16 protein-coding genes are annotated in these 17,195 nt (G+C 37.8%); 3 read left to right on the forward strand and 13 right to left on the reverse strand.

The features are described 5' to 3' along the window. The 7 genes from A33S_RS11655 to pnuC all read right to left on the reverse strand — a co-directional run. The coding region (locus tag A33S_RS11655; protein ID WP_037556702.1) for a glycosyltransferase at window positions 1-202 on the reverse strand (202 nt) is incomplete at its 3' end. Between the two features lie 362 nt (window positions 203-564). Beyond that, window positions 565-1,404: an aldo/keto reductase gene (locus A33S_RS0106035; RefSeq protein WP_009383127.1), complete on the reverse strand. Its 840-nt coding sequence runs from the start codon at window positions 1,402-1,404 to the stop codon at window positions 565-567. A 183-nt stretch (window positions 1,405-1,587) separates the two neighbouring features. Then, complete coding sequence (locus A33S_RS0106040) at window positions 1,588-2,952, reverse strand: hemolysin family protein (protein ID WP_009383128.1); 1,365 nt, start codon at window positions 2,950-2,952, stop codon at window positions 1,588-1,590. A 364-nt stretch (window positions 2,953-3,316) separates the two neighbouring features. Further along, entirely contained in the window at window positions 3,317-5,239 is a 1,923-nt protein-coding gene (locus A33S_RS0106045; RefSeq protein WP_009383129.1) for a PTS fructose transporter subunit IIABC, read from the reverse strand. Window positions 5,240-5,252: 13 nt separating this feature from the next. Next, window positions 5,253-6,167 (reverse strand): 1-phosphofructokinase, encoded by a 915-nt coding sequence (gene pfkB / locus A33S_RS0106050; RefSeq protein ID WP_009383130.1) that lies wholly within the window; start codon window positions 6,165-6,167, stop codon window positions 5,253-5,255. Further along, window positions 6,167-6,922, reverse strand: a complete 756-nt coding sequence (locus tag A33S_RS0106055) for a DeoR/GlpR family DNA-binding transcription regulator (protein ID WP_009383131.1) — start codon at window positions 6,920-6,922, stop codon at window positions 6,167-6,169. The genes pfkB and A33S_RS0106055 overlap by 1 nt, the downstream gene beginning before the upstream one ends. Before the next feature lie 152 nt (window positions 6,923-7,074). Continuing rightward, on the reverse strand, window positions 7,075-7,839 hold the full coding sequence (gene pnuC / locus A33S_RS0106060; protein WP_009383132.1) for a nicotinamide riboside transporter PnuC: 765 nt from the start codon (window positions 7,837-7,839) through the stop codon (window positions 7,075-7,077). A 211-nt stretch (window positions 7,840-8,050) separates the two neighbouring features. On the opposite strand from pnuC, the gene A33S_RS0106065 reads away from it, so the two are divergent. Beyond that, the gene (locus A33S_RS0106065) at window positions 8,051-8,983 is read left to right on the forward strand and encodes a 2-dehydropantoate 2-reductase (RefSeq protein WP_017176644.1); all 933 of its coding nucleotides are present in this window, start codon (window positions 8,051-8,053) and stop codon (window positions 8,981-8,983) included. Window positions 8,984-9,383: 400 nt separating this feature from the next. On the opposite strand, the gene phnE (A33S_RS0106070) is transcribed toward A33S_RS0106065, so the two are convergent. The 4 genes from phnE (A33S_RS0106070) to A33S_RS0106085 all read right to left on the reverse strand — a co-directional run bounded on the left by phnE (A33S_RS0106070) (window position 9,384) and on the right by A33S_RS0106085 (window position 12,907). After that, complete coding sequence (phnE, locus tag A33S_RS0106070) at window positions 9,384-10,193, reverse strand: phosphonate ABC transporter, permease protein PhnE (RefSeq protein WP_009383134.1); 810 nt, start codon at window positions 10,191-10,193, stop codon at window positions 9,384-9,386. Further along, entirely contained in the window at window positions 10,190-10,954 is a 765-nt protein-coding gene (phnE, locus tag A33S_RS0106075; protein ID WP_235044500.1) for a phosphonate ABC transporter, permease protein PhnE, read from the reverse strand. Before phnE (A33S_RS0106075) ends, phnE (A33S_RS0106070) begins: the two co-directional genes overlap by 4 nt. 33 nt (window positions 10,955-10,987) lie before the next feature. Further along, the gene (phnC, locus tag A33S_RS0106080) at window positions 10,988-11,761 is read right to left on the reverse strand and encodes a phosphonate ABC transporter ATP-binding protein (RefSeq protein ID WP_009383136.1); all 774 of its coding nucleotides are present in this window, start codon (window positions 11,759-11,761) and stop codon (window positions 10,988-10,990) included. Window positions 11,762-11,956: 195 nt separating this feature from the next. Beyond that, complete coding sequence (locus A33S_RS0106085) at window positions 11,957-12,907, reverse strand: phosphate/phosphite/phosphonate ABC transporter substrate-binding protein (RefSeq protein ID WP_009383137.1); 951 nt, start codon at window positions 12,905-12,907, stop codon at window positions 11,957-11,959. A 214-nt stretch (window positions 12,908-13,121) separates the two neighbouring features. On the opposite strand from A33S_RS0106085, the gene A33S_RS0106090 reads away from it, so the two are divergent. Then, window positions 13,122-14,681, forward strand: a complete 1,560-nt coding sequence (locus A33S_RS0106090) for a hypothetical protein (protein WP_009383139.1) — start codon at window positions 13,122-13,124, stop codon at window positions 14,679-14,681. Between the two features lie 172 nt (window positions 14,682-14,853). Here A33S_RS0106090 and A33S_RS0106095 read toward each other — a convergent pair whose 3' ends face one another. Together A33S_RS0106095 and A33S_RS12620 are read right to left on the reverse strand one after the other, a co-directional pair. After that, window positions 14,854-16,392 carry a bifunctional metallophosphatase/5'-nucleotidase gene (locus A33S_RS0106095; protein ID WP_009383140.1) on the reverse strand — a complete coding sequence of 513 codons (1,539 nt, stop codon included), beginning with the start codon at window positions 16,390-16,392 and terminating at the stop codon, window positions 14,854-14,856. An 18-nt stretch (window positions 16,393-16,410) separates the two neighbouring features. Beyond that, entirely contained in the window at window positions 16,411-16,716 is a 306-nt protein-coding gene (locus A33S_RS12620) for an SdpI family protein (protein WP_081502234.1), read from the reverse strand. Between A33S_RS12620 and A33S_RS0106100 the strand changes: the two genes are divergently transcribed. Continuing rightward, window positions 16,691-16,942 carry a hypothetical protein gene (locus tag A33S_RS0106100; protein ID WP_009383141.1) on the forward strand — a complete coding sequence of 84 codons (252 nt, stop codon included), beginning with the start codon at window positions 16,691-16,693 and terminating at the stop codon, window positions 16,940-16,942. The genes A33S_RS12620 and A33S_RS0106100 overlap by 26 nt on opposite strands. Window positions 16,943-17,195: the final 253 nt, after the last annotated feature.

The following is a 17,195-nucleotide window of genomic DNA, read 5'->3' on the forward strand; positions in this document are numbered from 1 at the left end:
TAAACTTCACATGTTCATCCATCGCTGCTTCCTTTTGAATCAGCGCAATCGTCTCATCGTGACTACCATCATCAACGAATAATAAATCATATTCATAATTTTGCGTTTGGCTATCTTGTGCCAAAACTTCACTTAAACGTGAGTATGTTTGTAAAAATGTTTCTTTCTCATTATAACAAGGCATAATAATTCTAACCTTCATGTCTACACCTTCATTCTCCTTCTAAAACGTTGAAATAATGCCCTATCATGACGTCACAAAATAATTTTATATTTATATGTAAATTGCATAAGTATGAGTTTGAGCCTTATTAATTTCCCTATTTTTATGATAATTATTTATAGATTAACAATTACAAAGCGGAATTTCCAAACAAACCTATTTCTTTTACAGATTTGTAATCTTCCAGTAAACTTCCATTTCTTTTTTGAAAAGCCCTAGACATAAAACACCTCATGATGATCCATTTAAAAAGCTTAACCGCCTGTACCACAAAGCAATCAAAATAACTAAAAAAGGATAAAAGTCCTGACTCATAGAACTTTTATCCTTAACGTAAAATCTTATTTTAAATCGCCAATACTAATTTTATCTGGGTCTTTTCCTTGGCGGATATCTTTATTTAAATTATCAATACGTTCGATGTCCGCTTCTTCTAATGAGAAGTTAAAAATGTTGATGTTTTCTTCGATACGTTCTTTCGTCTTAGACTTTGGAATAACAAGACGTCCGTGTTCAATATGCCAACGTAGAACGACTTGAGCTGGCGTTTTACCATATTTTTCAGCAAGTTCAACGATGACCTCATCGTCTAATAAACCTCTGTTTCGCATGATTGGCATCCAAGCTTGTACTGCGATATCGTTTTGATCACAGTAGTCTTGTGTTTCTTGTTGATTGAAGTATGGATGACATTCGATTTGGTTAACTTGCGGAATAATTTCAGTTTGTTCAATTAGCTTATCTAAATGATGTGGCTTAAAGTTAGCTACACCAATTGATTTGGCTTTTCCTTCACCACAAAGATGTTCTAAGGCTTTATAAGTTTCAATGTACTTACCGTTCTTTTCACAAGGCCAATGAACTAAGATGAGATCAACGTAATCCATACCAAGATTGTCTAATGATTTGTTGAAATATGTTAGCGTGCTATCGTAACCTTGATAATCATTCCAAATCTTAGTTGTGATGAACACCTCATCACGTTGAACACCTAAATCTTTAAGCGCTTGACCAAGTTCTTTCTCGTTATCATACATAAAAGCCGTGTCGAATAGACGATAACCAGCTTCTAAAGCACTCTTAATTGAATCATACATATCTTCTTCAGTAATTTTATAGACACCTAAACCAACTTTAGGAATGTGTTTACCGTTATTTAGTATATGAATCGAATCGTTCATCGATTCTCGCCCCTTTCTTAACTTCTCTAACATCACTTTATATTATAAAACTGTAATGAAGGGCTTTCAAATATTGTAAACTATGAACTTTATCGTTGCCGAAGTAACAAGTTTCTCATCACACTCATTAAAAAAAGCTAGGTGATAGTCGATATAGCGACTTAACCCTAGCTCTAAGCGATATTATTTTTCTTCTTTAGTTTCCTCTTGCTCGTCTTCCAATTCATCATCAACGGACTTACGCTCGTGATGTTGTTCGAACCTTAAGATGACGTTAAGAATCGTGTGATTTTCGATTTCTGAAACAATCCAACGGTCGAAGTACGTATCGACAAAGTCGTCTTGTTGTAAATCGGTATTGTGTGCTTGAAGCCAACCACCAATCGTATCTATATCTTCAGAATCATCAAATTCGATATCGAATTTCTCTTCTAAATCATCTAATAATACACGTCCATTAATCTGATATGTTTTATCATTTAATTGGACGATGTCGTTCACTTCATCACTATCAAATTCATCTCGAATTTCACCGACAATTTCTTCTAAGATATCTTCCATTGTTAAAATACCAGCAGTACCGCCATACTCATCAATGATTAAACTGATATGGACATGTTCACGTTGCATTCTAACAAGTGCTTCACGAATCATTGTCGTCTCAGAAATAGTCGGTAAGTCATGAATGTAATCTGAAATATTTAATTTCTCACCAGAAGCATAATCTGTTAAGAACTCTTTAACGTTAATAAAACCTTTGATATGGTCTTTGTCACCATCTTCCGTAATTGGGTAACGCGTAAAATGGTGTTCATTAACAGTCTCAAGTAATTCATCTACATTAAAAGGTTCATTTAATGCGACTACTTGTGTTCTTGGTACCATAATATCTTTTGCGTGACGCTCATCGAATGAGAAGATATTCTCCATATAAGCAAGCTCTGCTTGGTTAATTTCTCCGCCACGGTAACTTTGTTTCATAATAATTTTGATTTCTTCTTCAGACATCGCATCATCACCAGCGTTTGGATCTGCACCAAAGAGACGAATAATTTGTCGTGCTGAACCATTCATTAACCAAATTAGCGGTTTCATTAAAACGCCAAAGTAATACAACGGTCTTGAATATAATAATGCGATACGTTCAGTATACTGAATCGCGAATGACTTAGGTGCAAGTTCCCCTAAAACCACGTGCAAATATGTCACAATTATAAAAGCAACAACTAGTGATAATGTTGTTATAATCGCTTGTGGAACATGTAAAAATTCGAAAAGAGGATGTAAAATCTTTTCAAAAACAGGTTCACCTAGCCAACCTAAACCAAGTGACGTTACAGTAATACCTAGCTGACAAGCTGATAAATAATAGTCTAAATCTCTAACCATTTTCTTAACAACAAAAGCACTTCTGTTACCTTCTGACACAAGTTGATCAATACGTGATTCTCTTACTTTTACCAAAGCGAATTCAGAACCAACGAAGACTGTAGTTAATGCGATTAATAAGAAAAATACTATTAAGTTGATTATGGTCGTAATTTCCAATTAGTTCCCTATTTCTAGGGTTTCACCTCCAACAATAATAATGCCGCCAAAGTCGAATTTGGCAGACGCGTTTAATAAATCATTCGTTTTTAAATAGTGCTTAGTGCCTAAATCCTTCCCATGGCGACACCTCCAGACAAAAAATAGTTAGTTACATTTTATATTATCATTTTCGTTTTACCTAAACAATCATTTTGAGAATTTCTCAGATGACTCTTGAGTTTATACCCAATTTTATAATCCTATAACTTCATTTTATAAAACTCGTTCAAATTAAGGTTATGGGATGCTCAATATCTCAAAATTAAAAATAAAAAAACACTGCCGAAGACCTATGTATACATTCGACAGTGAAAAACATATATTAATTATCCATATTTTTTGATGAATTTATTTCTAAGCTAGTTAGCTTTGGCTTTAAGATGCCATAAATAATTGCTCCTACAAGCGAACCAATTACGATTGCTAATAGGGTTTGAAACGCATGAGAAAAATCCGTTCCAAATATAACAAAGATACCACCATGTGGAGCCGCAATATTTGAACCTAATCCTAAAGCAATACCACCAGCGACCCCTGAACCTACCATCATAGATGGTATGACGCGCAATGGATCTGCAGCAGCAAAAGGTATTGCACCTTCTGTGATAAAAGAGAGCCCCATGACATAGTTAGGTATTATTGATCCTCTTTGAGCTTTAGTATATTTACCTTTGAATAGTAACATTGAAGTTGCAAGTGCAATAGGTGGCACCATACCACCGACCATTGCCGCTGTGATAGGAGCAGCATTACCACTTTCTAATGCAGCTATCGAGAATACATACGCTGCTTTATTAAATGGTCCACCCATATCAATTGCCATCATAGCACCGAGTACGATTCCTAAAATAATAATATTAGCACCAGCTAACCCATTTAATAACCCTTGGAGTTGATCATTTAACCAAGCCGCAGGTGGGTTAATTGCATAAATCATTAATAACCCTGTAATTGTTACCGTTAAAAGTGGATAAATTAATGTAGGTTTTAATCCTTCAAGCATGTGAGGTAGGTTGCGACATAATTTCTTTATACCTTGAGTTAAGTAACCAGCTAAAAAACCAGCTAATATAGCCCCGATAAACCCTGAGCCACCACTAGTAGCTAACATACCACCAACTAATCCTGCTGCAAAGCCAGGTTTATCTGCTATACTACGAGCAATAAAACCAGCTAATATTGGAATTATTAGTTGAAAAGCACTATTTTTACCAATTTCCCATAAATTAGCAGCGAAAGCATTATACTGACTATGTTTAGGATCAAAAGCATTTTCACCAAACATGAAAACGATAGCCATTAAAATACCACCAGCTATTACGAGTGGTAACATGTTAGAAACACCGTTCATGAGGTGCTTGTAAATTGTCTTACCTATGCCTAACTTCTCATCGTTATATTTTGAAGAACTTGATTGATTTTGCTTAGCTTTATATGGTTGACGATTTTGATCCTGGGCTATTTCTATAAGTTCATGTGGCCTCTTGATCCCATCTGAGACAGGTACCTCAACTAAATTTTTACCATCGAATCGTTCAATATCAACTTTAACATCCGCCGCTACGATAACGCCTAAAGCCTTATCAATATCCTCGTTCGTTAATTTGTTTTTAACGCCACTCGAGCCATTCGTTTCAACTTTTAAATCTACATTCATCTTTTCAGCTTCTTGTAATAAAGCATCCTTGGCCATATATGTATGAGCAATTCCTGTTGGACAAGCTGTAACGGCCACAATAAACGGCTTTTCTTGTTTAGAATCACTTTGAGATTCTGATACTACATTATTATCGCTTTCTTCTCTTCGAAAAATCTCGATGACTTCGTCTTTGCTAGTCGCAGACAATAAAGCTTGTTTAACATTGTCTTTCATTAACAATCCTGATAATTTTGCTAAAGCATCTAAATGCGTTTGGGCACCATTTTCAGGTGCTGCTATCATGAAAAACAAATGAGCAGGTTGACCATCTAAACTATCAAAATCAATACCTTTTTCACTTTTGCAAAAGGATATAGACGGTTTTTCTACGACGTCCACTTTGGCATGTGGTATCGCAATTCCATCTCCTACACCAGTAGTACTTTGTTGCTCACGTTTAAGTATCGCTTGTTTAAACTTTTCAACATCAGATATTTTATTGGCCTCTTTAAGCTGGTTCACTAGGTATGTTATTACACCATCTTTGTCAACACAATCTACATTAAGCGACACGGTGTCTTTAGTTAGTAAGTCTGTAATTTTCATTGGTAGTCACTCCTTAGTCTAAAAAATTTATATTAATATCATTTATAAGCGATTCTATTTTTGTTCCAGTGGCTAAATCCTTGCTAAAAGCAGTCGCACTTCCTGATGCAATAGCTAATTTAAATGACGTTTTAATACCTTTTTTATTAGCTATACCAGCTATCATACCTGCTACGGTACTATCTCCAGCACCAATAGTATTAACTACACTACCTTTAGGTACTGTAGCTTTTAATATATAATCGTTATCTAGGTAAATAGCACCATCTGCACCAAGCGATACAATAATTGAACGTGCTCCTTTTTCAATAAGTTTACGCCCGTACTTAATCACCTCTTCTTCAGTACTGATGGAAGTATTAAAAATTTCTTCTAGTTCATTTAAGTTAGGTTTAATCAATAATGGTTGATATTCTAATGTAGATAATAAAAGGTCTTTTTCAGCATCGACGACTAAATTTGCGCATTTGTTTTTAACGATTTTAGCGATATCTGAATAAACATTCTTTGATAGTGAAGGCGGCACGCTACCTGAAACTATAACGATGTCTCCCTTATTAATTTGATTTATTTCATCACAAAGCGCTTTAAAGTCTTCATTTGATACAAATGGGCCAGAAGCATTTATTTCAGTTTCCTTAATTCCTTTTAATTTAACGTTTATACGTGAATCTTGTTCAAGTTCTACAAAATTAGTGGAGATTCCTTCTTCTTTTAGAACTTTTTTAATAAAACTCCCAGTAAAACCGCCAATAAACCCATAAGCAACGGATTTCACTCCTAAGCTATTAAGTATGCGAGAAACATTTATGCCCTTGCCCCCAGCAAATTTATAAGTATTTTGGGATCGATTTAGACTGCCTTCCTTAAAATCAGACGTCTCCATAACGTAATCTACAGACGGATTGAAAGTTATTGTATATATCATCACTCTACTCCTACAAATTTATATTTTTGATTATAGTGGCTAAAGTTAGGTAACTTTTGTGCTTTTTTAGAAGTAATCACATATGAATTTGACTTTAAATTTACATGAGCAAAATGTACATCATTATATTTAGAATGATCTACTAGAATATAGTGTTGGAATCCAAGTTCTATTGCAGTGCTTTTAATAAGCGCTTCTTTGTCATCAGGAGTGGTAAAACCATTGTCGTAATCAAAACCGTTCATCCCTAGAAAAACCTTGCTAAATCGATACTTACGTAATGTATCAACCGCTCGATCACCTATAGTAGCGAGCGTTGTGTGTTTTACCTCGCCACCTAGCAAAAACGTTTTAATGCCTTTTTGGGTTAAGGCTTCTACATGCGTAACTCCATTGGTTACTACTACTACATCCTTGGCATTTATACATGAAATCATTTCATATGTAGTCGTACCAGCATCAATAAATATAAAGTCCCCATCTTGTATTTGTTCAGCAGCTAATTTTCCTATTTCAGTTTTCTCATCTGTATTAAGCGTTTTTTTATCAAACATAGATAATTCAGGGCGTTTAGGTTTAGTAAGCATAGCCCCGCCGTGGACTCGTTTAAGCACGCCTTGTTGTTGCAGTTGTGAGAGATCTCTTCGTATAGTCGATTCGCTAACGCCAACACTTTTAACTAAGGATTGTAATGATACTATTTCGCTTTTATTTAGTTCCTGTACAATCAATTCATATCTTTTCTCAGATAACATGTTTATTACCTCACTTCAATTTAAGTTTAATGTATACGCTTACATAATTCAATCATTTTCTTTCATTTTCATTCAAATTCAATCAAAGTTATAAATTTCTATAGAAAAACTCCATAGTTATTTCACTACAGAGATAACTACGGAGTTTATTTTTAAGCGATTTGTCGCTTTTCGTTGCGGTGCCATTGGATGTAACCATAAATACTATTGATTAAGAACGCAAGCCACATCACAATCATTGATACTGAACCGAGCGAAACGTCTCCAGTATTCAGGCTGTCGCTGAGCGCTTGCCACCATAAGATGATAGAGATGATATTGACGAAGATCCAGAATAGCCATTGTTCTTTGTAACGAAGCGTCATCAAGATTTGACCTACTATTGAGAGTGCTGTTGATGCACCGTCTACGTACGCGTGCTCTGCGTAAAAGGCACCTGATAAATTCTGTAACAATACAACAAGTAACGCGTACACAACGCCAGTACCGATTATTGTGAGTGCCCACGTTTTAACATTTAAACCTCTCGAATCTACTTCTTTAACTTTAGTATCTTCAGCATTTGGATCGTGTGACATGTTCTTAATCCAAAAATAGATTCCTATAAATTGGAAGATACCGAAGACAATCTGCATGCCTACTTCTCCCATGAAGTGTTGTTTAAAGCTCAAGTAACCATATGTACTCACTTGGATAAGTCCAAAGAAGAACGTGGACAGACGCCCTTTTGCTGCCATGAAGACAGTAATTACGCCCGAAACACTCACGATTAAGTTTAACCATCCATCTAATGAAATACGCTTTTCCTCACCTACAAATAATGGAAAGAAGAAAATCAAACATTGTAGACAAATAAACACCCCGAAAAACCACTTTTCATATGTTGAAAAGCCCTTAAAGTCTTTAACGATAAACATACATTCCACTCCTTACTCGCCGCATTTAATTTCATTATACAACGACCCTTCATGAAAAGTTATAAAATTTCAAAATTATTTTATAGCGAAGAGGGGTATTCTGAATTTTCTGTAAATACGTTTACTTTTGTGCTCAACTTTTCTAAAATTGAAATTAATAGCAAACTATGTGCAATTTACATTTAAAACAATCAAATTGGGAGGAATTTATATGAGAATTGCGATAGCTGGTTCAGGTGCGCTGGGTTCAGGCTTTGGCGCAAATATGTTCAAGAATGGGTATGATGTAACGTTAATCGACGGGTGGCAAGAACACGTTAATGCGATTAAAAGACATGGCTTGAATGTTGAAATGAACGATGTGCCTTTTCAAGTGGAGATACCGGTACATCACTATGACCAATTGAAAGACGTTAAACCCTTCGATGTCATCTTCTTCTTCACGAAATCGATGTACTTAGAGGAAATGTTGGAGAAAGTGAAACATTTAATTCATGACCAAACCGTACTTGTAAGCACAATGAACGGCTTAAACCATGAACGTGTGATGTCGAATTATGTAGATGACACACGCATCTTAAGAGGTGTAACGACATGGACTGCAAGCATTAAAGCCCCCGGTGAAACGGTGTTCTTAGGACAAGGCCCTGTCGAAATTGGCGCTATCGTAGACGGCGCTGAAACACATGCAAAGGCTATTGAAACGATATTGCAGCGTTCGAACTTAAATCCGCTTCTGCAAACAAATATTCATGCGTCGATATGGAAGAAAATTTGTATCAACGCAACTGTAAATACGTTAGGCACGCTACTCGATGCTAATTTAATGACACTTAAAAAGGCCAACCACATGGATGACCTGTTAGAGCAAATTATTCATGAAATTAGCGACGTGGCTGAGATTGATAATGTTTCGCTAGACGTCCCAGAAATGGTCGCTTATCTACATGATGTGATGGAGAAAGTTGGTCCTCATTATCCATCTAAGCATCAAGATTTAGTCGTTAAGAACCGACTAACTGAAATTGATTATATCAATGGTGAAGTAGCGAATATTGCACGTCGTCACGGTATTCCTGCACCGTGTAACACGTTTATCACACATCTCATACATGCCAAAGAATCTATTATGGACGCTAAATAACAATTAAAGAGGTTGGATCCTTTTGAAAGTAAAATAAAGCACGTTAGCTTTATTTATGATAATTCCTTAAAACAGCTGACTCCTAGGGGTGAGGCCCCGGCACAGTTTAATGAACAAAGAAGCTAAAAACTTCTTTGTAAGTTCAACCATCGAATTGAAAATTCGGGTTGAGCTTTATATGTAAGCCGGGGCTTAAGCGTGGTACAAAGAAGCATTAGCTTCTTTGTAAGTACAACTAGCGAATTAAAATTCGAGTTGTACTTTACAGGAAAGCATGCTGTATAAGGAATTTATAATAAGGATCCAACCTCTTTTTCTATATTCAATTGCTTCTAAATAAAAATGTTTAGTCACTTCATTCAAATGCGTAGCCTGCTTTAAAGGCCTTTTCAAAAATGGATTAAACGAGTTTCTTACGGATCTTACCTGAGATAATATCGACGATTAAGACCATAATTACAAGACCAATTAAGATGATACCTACGCGGCTCCATTCACGTGTTTGTAACGCGAAGATAAGTGGTGTACCGATACCGCCAGCTCCGATTAAGCCTAAGATCGATGCTGAACGTAGGTTTAATTCAAAGCGGTACAGGACTAGCGATAAGTAGGATGGTAGGATTTGCGGTACGACCGAGAACATTAATGTTTTAATCTTATTGGCACCACTAGCCTTTAAGGACTCAGTTGGGCTTAAATCTAAGTTTTCGATGTCTTCTGCGAACAATTTACCCATCATACCGATCGAGTGAATGCCGAGTGCGAGCACACCTGAGAATGAACCTGGCCCTACTGCTTTAATGAAGATGATCGCCATCACGATTTCAGGGAACACACGCACGATACTTAAGATAAATTTACTAAAACCAGATACTGCTTTCACGCGAACCATGTTGTTTGCGGCTAAGAACGCAATAGGAATGCAGAAAATGGCTGATAAGAATGTACTGATTACGGCGATGGCGAAGGTTTCAAGTAAGCCTCTCAGTAAGTCTTCGCCTTCAGGGATGTAAATGTAATCAGTGTCTGGATGAATAAGTCCATCAAAGATAGACATCATAATTGCTTGTGATTTCTCTTTAATTTCAAAGCTCGGGATGTTTGTAAAAGCCCAAATTAACAATAAAAATACAACTAAGCTAAAGATCCATTTGAAGAGACTTGCTTTTGGCTTTTCAGGATAAGTGGTCGTTTTATTATCTTTAATCATATTAAACGTTCCCTCACTTTCTGACTCACGATATCAATAATTACAACGATAATGAGTGTAAATAAGATAATTGTCATTGTCTTTTGATATTGGAATAAGCCGAGCGTATGATCATAGAAGAGACCAATACCACCTGCACCAACTAAACCGAGTACGGCAGCGGCACGAATATTGATTTCGAAAGCGTAAAGCACGTATGACATATAAGATGCGATGGCTTGAGGTACAACCCCAAACGCGATCCACTTAATTTTATTTGCGCCAACTGCTTTCATGGCTTCTAACGGACCATTGTCGATACCTTCAAGTGATTCATACATTAATTTAGAAATGACGCTAATTGTTAAAATGATAAGTGCTAAGATACCAGGAATTTGTCCGATACCGAATATCGCTACGAATATCGCAGCTAGTAGTAAATCTGGAATTGTACGCACGATGTTTAAAATAAATCGTGCTGGAATTGAAATAAATGATGATTGCGTGATATTTGTCGCACAAAGTAGCGAAATCGGTATTGATAGAATCGCCCCGATAAATGTTCCTACGACTGCCATACGTACCGTTTCAATCATCGGTTCGAATATTTCGCTAAAGTAGCCCCAGTTTGGTGGGAACATGTCTTGTACTAAAGCCACCATTTGAGGCACACCGTATAATAAGTCACCGACGCTAAACCCTGTGAAGATAAAACTCCATACTACAAGGGCTAAAACGACAACGACACTTAACCATCTTTTAATCGGAGGTGTGGTTTTCATATATTTAGCGACGCGTTCGTCACGAGATGTCATTTAGTCCACCCCCATTTTTTCGTCTGCTTTAATTGAACGACCGTAAATTTGCGCAAAAGCCTCGTCAGTAGCTTCTTCAACTGGTCCGTCAAATACAAGTTCTCCAGCTCTTAATCCAATGATACGTGTACCATATTGTCGCGCTAGATCGACAAAGTGTAAGTTAATGATGACTGTAATACCAAGTTGCTCGTTGATTTGTTTTAAGTCATCCATAACTTGCTTTGTTGTAAGTGGGTCGAGTGACGCGACTGGTTCATCGGCTAATATAATAGATGATTCTTGGCATAAGGCACGTGCGATTGAAATACGTTGTTGTTGACCACCTGACAATTCGTCAGAACGGTGGTAGGCCTTTTCCAAAATGTTCACACGGTCTAACGCTTCAAGTGCTTTACGCTTATCTTCTTTCGGGAACCATCCGAGCACCATCTTCCACGTAGGGTGATAACCTACGCGTCCGCTGAGCACGTTACGAATAACGCTTGAGCGCTTAACTAAGTTAAAATGTTGGAAGATCATACCGATGTTACGTCTCATTTCAAGTAAAGATTTACCTGACGCTTTCGTGATAGATTTACCTTCGATGAAGATTTCGCCTTCAGTAATATCGTGGAGACGGTTGATTGAACGTAATAAAGTCGACTTACCAGCACCTGATAAACCAACGATAACCGCGAAGTCCCCTTTCTCGATATTTAAGTTTATTTGATTCAAACCTTTATGGCCGTTATCGTATACTTTCGATACATTTTTAAATTCAATTTGACTCATTTCATTCACCTTTCAAATTAAAATAGAAAAAGGACGTGAGACAAAGTGCGATCCCACGTCCAATTTTAAATATGCTATTGATAACGGTTGTTAAATAGACTCTATCAAGCCATGAACGCGTTATCAAGACAAAGTGGGATACGAAGTTATCCTTTAAGATCATGATCCTTCGTCCCACTCCCTCCCTTTAAAAGCTTATTTATTTACTTTTTTGCTGTATTCACGAACTACATCGAAGTTTTCATCTTTACCGTCTACATAACCTTCGTGGCTGTAAACTTCACTGATGATTTTTTGACCTTCTTTAGTTTTCGCGATATCTTTGAAAGCTTTAGAGATTTTGTCTTTCCATTCTTTATCCATGTCTGAACGCACTGAGATTGTATCGTTAGGAATGTCTTCAGTTGTATGGATAACTTTTGTATCTTTAAATACGTTTGGTTCATCTTTCTTAACTGTGTTACGTGCATCTTGGAAAGTAGCAGCTGCATCAACATCGCCATTTAATAAAGCGATAATAGCTTGGTCATGACCTTTTACAGTTGTTACTTTCATGTCTTTAGCTGGGTTGATGTCTTCTTTCATTAACTCAGCTACAGGGAATGTGTAACCTGCAGTTGAAGTTACGTCTTGAAGCGCAATCTTTTTACCTTTAAGGTCTTTTAAAGATTTGATATTTGAATCTTTCTTAACTACGATTTGAGATTTGTAACTTGAAACTTTGTCTTTTGTTGGTGAACCGTCTTCTTCATTCACACCAAAACGTTGTGCTTGAAGTAATAAGTCAGCGGCTTTTTGTTCTTTTGCTAATGTGTAAGCAGTTGGTGGTAAGAAACCAACGTCAACTTTCTTAGATTTCATTGCTTCAACGATTGTGTTGTAGTTTGTTGAAACAGAAACTTTTACAGGAATATCTAATTCTTTAGATAATAATTTCTCAAGTGGTTTCGCTTTTGCTTCTAAAGTATCAGCGTTCTGAGAAGGTACGAATTGAACTGTTAATTCTTTAGGTTTATAGTCGCCACCTTCTTTATCTCCTTCACTTGATTTCTTATCAAGACTAGATTTGTTGCCACATGCTGCAAGTACTAAAGCTGTCGTTAAAATGAGCGCAAACACTTTTGATAAAAACTTATACGACTCCATATTTCATCCTCCAATTTAAATAGTGTCAAACCAAGAGTACCATAGCTTTATTATATAAATTATTTAAATTTTGTAAAATGATTAAAGCTTTTTTGAAGATTGTAAATTTCTGATGGCGCTCTTTTAAGAATTATTTAGTTTGCCTACGCATGATTTAAAACCATTTGAAAAGCCTTTATGATATAAAGGGATAAATGAAGGAGGAGAGTCGTAAATGTCATACATAAAAAAATTAGCCACTTTAGGTTTACTATCAGCTGTTACATTTAGTTCTATTAATGTTGCACAAGCAGAAGATGCACCTGTATTAGGTGAAGATACTGGTAAAGGTACTGTTTTAGTCGATAATACGCACGGTCAAACGGCTGGTGCAGCGGATTGGGTTATCGACGGGGCTTTTTCTGATTATGGCCAATCTATTGCTGACCAAGGTTATCAAGTCAAAGAGTTACGTAAAGATAATACGATTTCTGAAGAAAGCTTAAAGGATGCTTCGATTCTTGTCATTCCAGAAGCGAATATTCCGATTAAAGATTGTGAACAAGAAGCCATCTTAAATTTCACTAAAAACGGTGGCAGTGTCGTGTTTATCTCAGATCACTATAATGCGGACCGTAATTTAAACCGTATTGATTCATCTGAAATTATGAACGGTTACCGCCGTGGTGCTTATAACGATATTACGAAAGACATGTCTGAAGCTGAAAAGAATTCAGATGAAATGAAAGGTGTAACGAATTCAGATTGGTTATCAGAGAACTTTGGGGTTCGTTTTCGTTATAATGCCTTAAACAATCTTAAGGCTACGAATATTGTTCAAGGTGAAAATGGCCTAAACATTGGCGACAACGTCAATAGTGTTTCGATGCATGCAGGTTCAACAGTAGCAATTACAAATCCTGAAATTGCTAAAGGTATCGTATATATGCCGGATAATTTAACAGAATCTGATAAATGGTCTCATGCCGTTGACCAAGGTGTTTACAATGGCGGCGGTAAGAAAGAAGGCGCTTATGTAGCGGTATCAAAAGTCGGCAAAGGTAAAGCGGCGTTTATCGGCGACTCTTCAATGGTTGAAGATAGTTCTCCTAAGTACAAACGTGAAGATAGCGGTGAATCGAAACGTACGTATGACGGCTTTAAAGAAGAAGATAATGGTCAATTACTTAAAAACTTAACGACTTGGTTAGGTAAGAAAGAAGCGTACACATCATTTAAAGAAAAAGGCATCGAATTAGATGAGAAGACACCGCTACTTGATTTCGAAACGCCTGAGAATAGTACAGAACCTCAAAAAGAACCTTGGAGCGAACCTAAAGATGGTTATAAATGGTATGACCCATCTACGTTCAAGCCAGGTAGTTATGGAAGTGGCGAAGCGCCAACTGAGGACCCTGAAAGTCCGAGTGACGACCCAAATGATACGCCTGAAACAAATGGTAACGCAACATTCGACTTACCTAGTCAATTCACAGCTGGCGATACTGAAACGTTCACAGTGAAATTATCAGGTTATCCTGCGAATCAAAAAGTGAGCGACCTTAAAGTTGGTATGTATAAAGCTGGTGGCGAACAAATTGGTCGAATTGCAAAAGATGGCGAAACAGCAGATAGTTACGGTTATAGTACGCCAACTTCAGTTACAACTGATGAGAACGGTAATGCGGTCCTTAAGTACACAGTTAAAGTGAAGGACGGAGCTACTGGCGAAGCGAATATTCGCTTAAAGCAAGGTAGTAAAACTGTTACAACGAAACAAATTAATGTTCAATAAATTGAATTAAAACAGTAAAAAGACTTGTTAGGACGTGTGATTGACGCCTAGCAAGTCTTTTTGAGTATGAATTTTTGGGGGCGGTTTTGAGCCCCCATTTTCCTGAATGGGTGGGAAGATAAAATATGGTTGTGGCGATCGTGAATGGATTCGCGGCTATGGCACCATGCGTTTAAAGCGTGACTTTGAATGTCGTCAAGTTAGGGATGTCGTTAGAGCCCTGATGTTTCAGGTATTGAATCAACATTTCTGCGCCCTCAACGGGAATGTCCTTGACGATTTTACTTTCGTCAAACATCGCGTAATCCCCACCACCGACAGCGCGGTAGTTATTCATCACGACTTGATACGTTTGAGCGTCCGTAACCGGTTCCCCTTTGAACGTGACGTCGTGAACGCGAGCACCCGCTTCATTCGACGCGTGAATCGTATAGTCGATACCGGAATACATATCGTAATTGAAATGTTGCGGTTTCGGTTCAAGAAATGCTTGATTGACCGTAATGTCGCCATCTTCGACATCGAAATATGTCGCCGTCTTCTCAAGTGCTGCCTTTAACTCGGCACCAGTCACTTCAAGAACGTTGAACGTGTTCGGGAACGGATAGTTATCAATAATATCTCGCATCGTTACCGTCTTTGAAAAACCACGTGCGCTCGGAAACAGCGGCGTGCAAGAAATATCTACGCCTGCAAGGGACATCTGCGCGTGGTTGAGAAGATTTACGATCGGATGCGGCTTGATACGCGCCTTGAAATCGTCTTTAACAAGCATGTCTTCGTTTAAATGAACTAAAGGTGCGTCTAGCCATGCTTCAAGTTTATCTTGCGTGTCACGAACTGCTTGAGGCGCTTCTTGTGAAACCGTCTCTTCGGTAACTGGAATGAGATCAGTCGTTTGATGCTTAATGGTATGTTGTTGTGCGTCATATTGAAGTACGATCTTACCTAGGAAGTCGCCCTTTGAACCAGGCTGAACGATACTTACGCCCTCTTTGACCGTAGCGATTTCACGGTGTTGGTGACCTGTAATTAATACGTCAATGCCGTCTACTTCTTGTAATATTTGATAGCCCTCGTTCTCACCTGTTTGTTGTTCCGTTTCGTTTCCTGTTTCGAGATCACGTTCAAACCCGCCGTGGTAGCTCACTACGACGATATCTGCTTTGTCGCGAACAGATTGGATATGGGCTTTTAAATAAGAAACTGTGGTTTCAAATTCAAGTCCAGCAATGATTTCAGGTTTCTCCCAGTTCGGAATATAAGGCGTTGTAACGCCGATTATGGCAACTGTAACGCCATCGATTTCCTTGTAGACGACGTCGTGACCAGTGAACGGTTTGCCATCAGTCGTGATATTGGCAGACAACACCGGGTAATTCAGGCGGTCGAGCGTGTCATGCAGGTACGGTAAGCCGAAATTAAACTCATGATTACCGATGACACCAACGTCAAATCCTATCTGATTATAGACCTTCGTTAACATTTCGCTCGATTGCAGCTCACTATTTAAATAGAAACAGAACGGCGAACCTTGGATGAAATCCCCGTTCTCAATGAGCAGGGTATTAGTGTTGGCTTGGCGTTCCTTTTCAATGAGTGTCTGAATCTTTAAAAGCCCTTTCGATAGTTCTTGGCCTTTATGTTGATAATTTGTTGGGAAGATGTATCCATGAATGTCACTTACGGATAAAATCACAATTTCTTTCATCTTTACTGCTCCTTTAAGTTAAATGTATTTCTCGACGAGATAGATGATCCAACCGATGCTTGCGAAAATGAGTACGGATTGAATGATGACGCTTGTAATCAGTACGTTGTCTGAGAAGTAGATGAGCGCGCATATGTCGAAAACAAATATGGGAACCGCGCATATACTGAGTCGTTTGAAAACCCTTAGGCTGAAGTGCGCCGATAGTTTTTGCGCGCGGATAAAGTTTTTAGTTGATTTGAGTGCTTTCGGGGTTCGGTACCCTACCCATCGATTCGGTTTCGTCGGCGGTAATTCTTTGAAAAGATTAGCGAGTGCGAACATAAATAAGCTTGCCGGTAGTAGTGTGATGGTAACCCCTCCTTTGTATGTGGTTGGCGGTTTGTGTAATACGGATAGTGCTGGTGTACGTAGACGTAGTGATGGCGTCGGTGTATGTTTACGTGGTGTCGGTGCTCGTTTACGACGCGGTGCTAGGGCTGGCGTCGGAGTACTTAAACGTGGTGTCGGCGCTCGTTTACGACGCGGTGTCGGGTTTAGTATTGTTTAGAGCTGTTACGGCGGGTTTGATTTACACGTTTCTTAAGTCTTGTAAATTTAGACCCATTTGGTTTACACGTTTTTGTAGTCTTGTAATCTAAAAGCCCTATGGTTTACACGTTTTCCAAGTCTAGTAAATTAAAAGCCATTTCATTTACACGTTTCTGCAGTCTTGTAATTTAAAAGCCATTTGATTTACACGTTTCTGCAGTCTTGTAATTTAAAAGCCATTTGATTTACACGTTTTCCAAGTCTTGTAATTT

This window comes from Staphylococcus massiliensis CCUG 55927 (assembly GCF_000298075.1).
GTDB classification, from domain to species: domain Bacteria; phylum Bacillota; class Bacilli; order Staphylococcales; family Staphylococcaceae; genus Staphylococcus; species Staphylococcus massiliensis.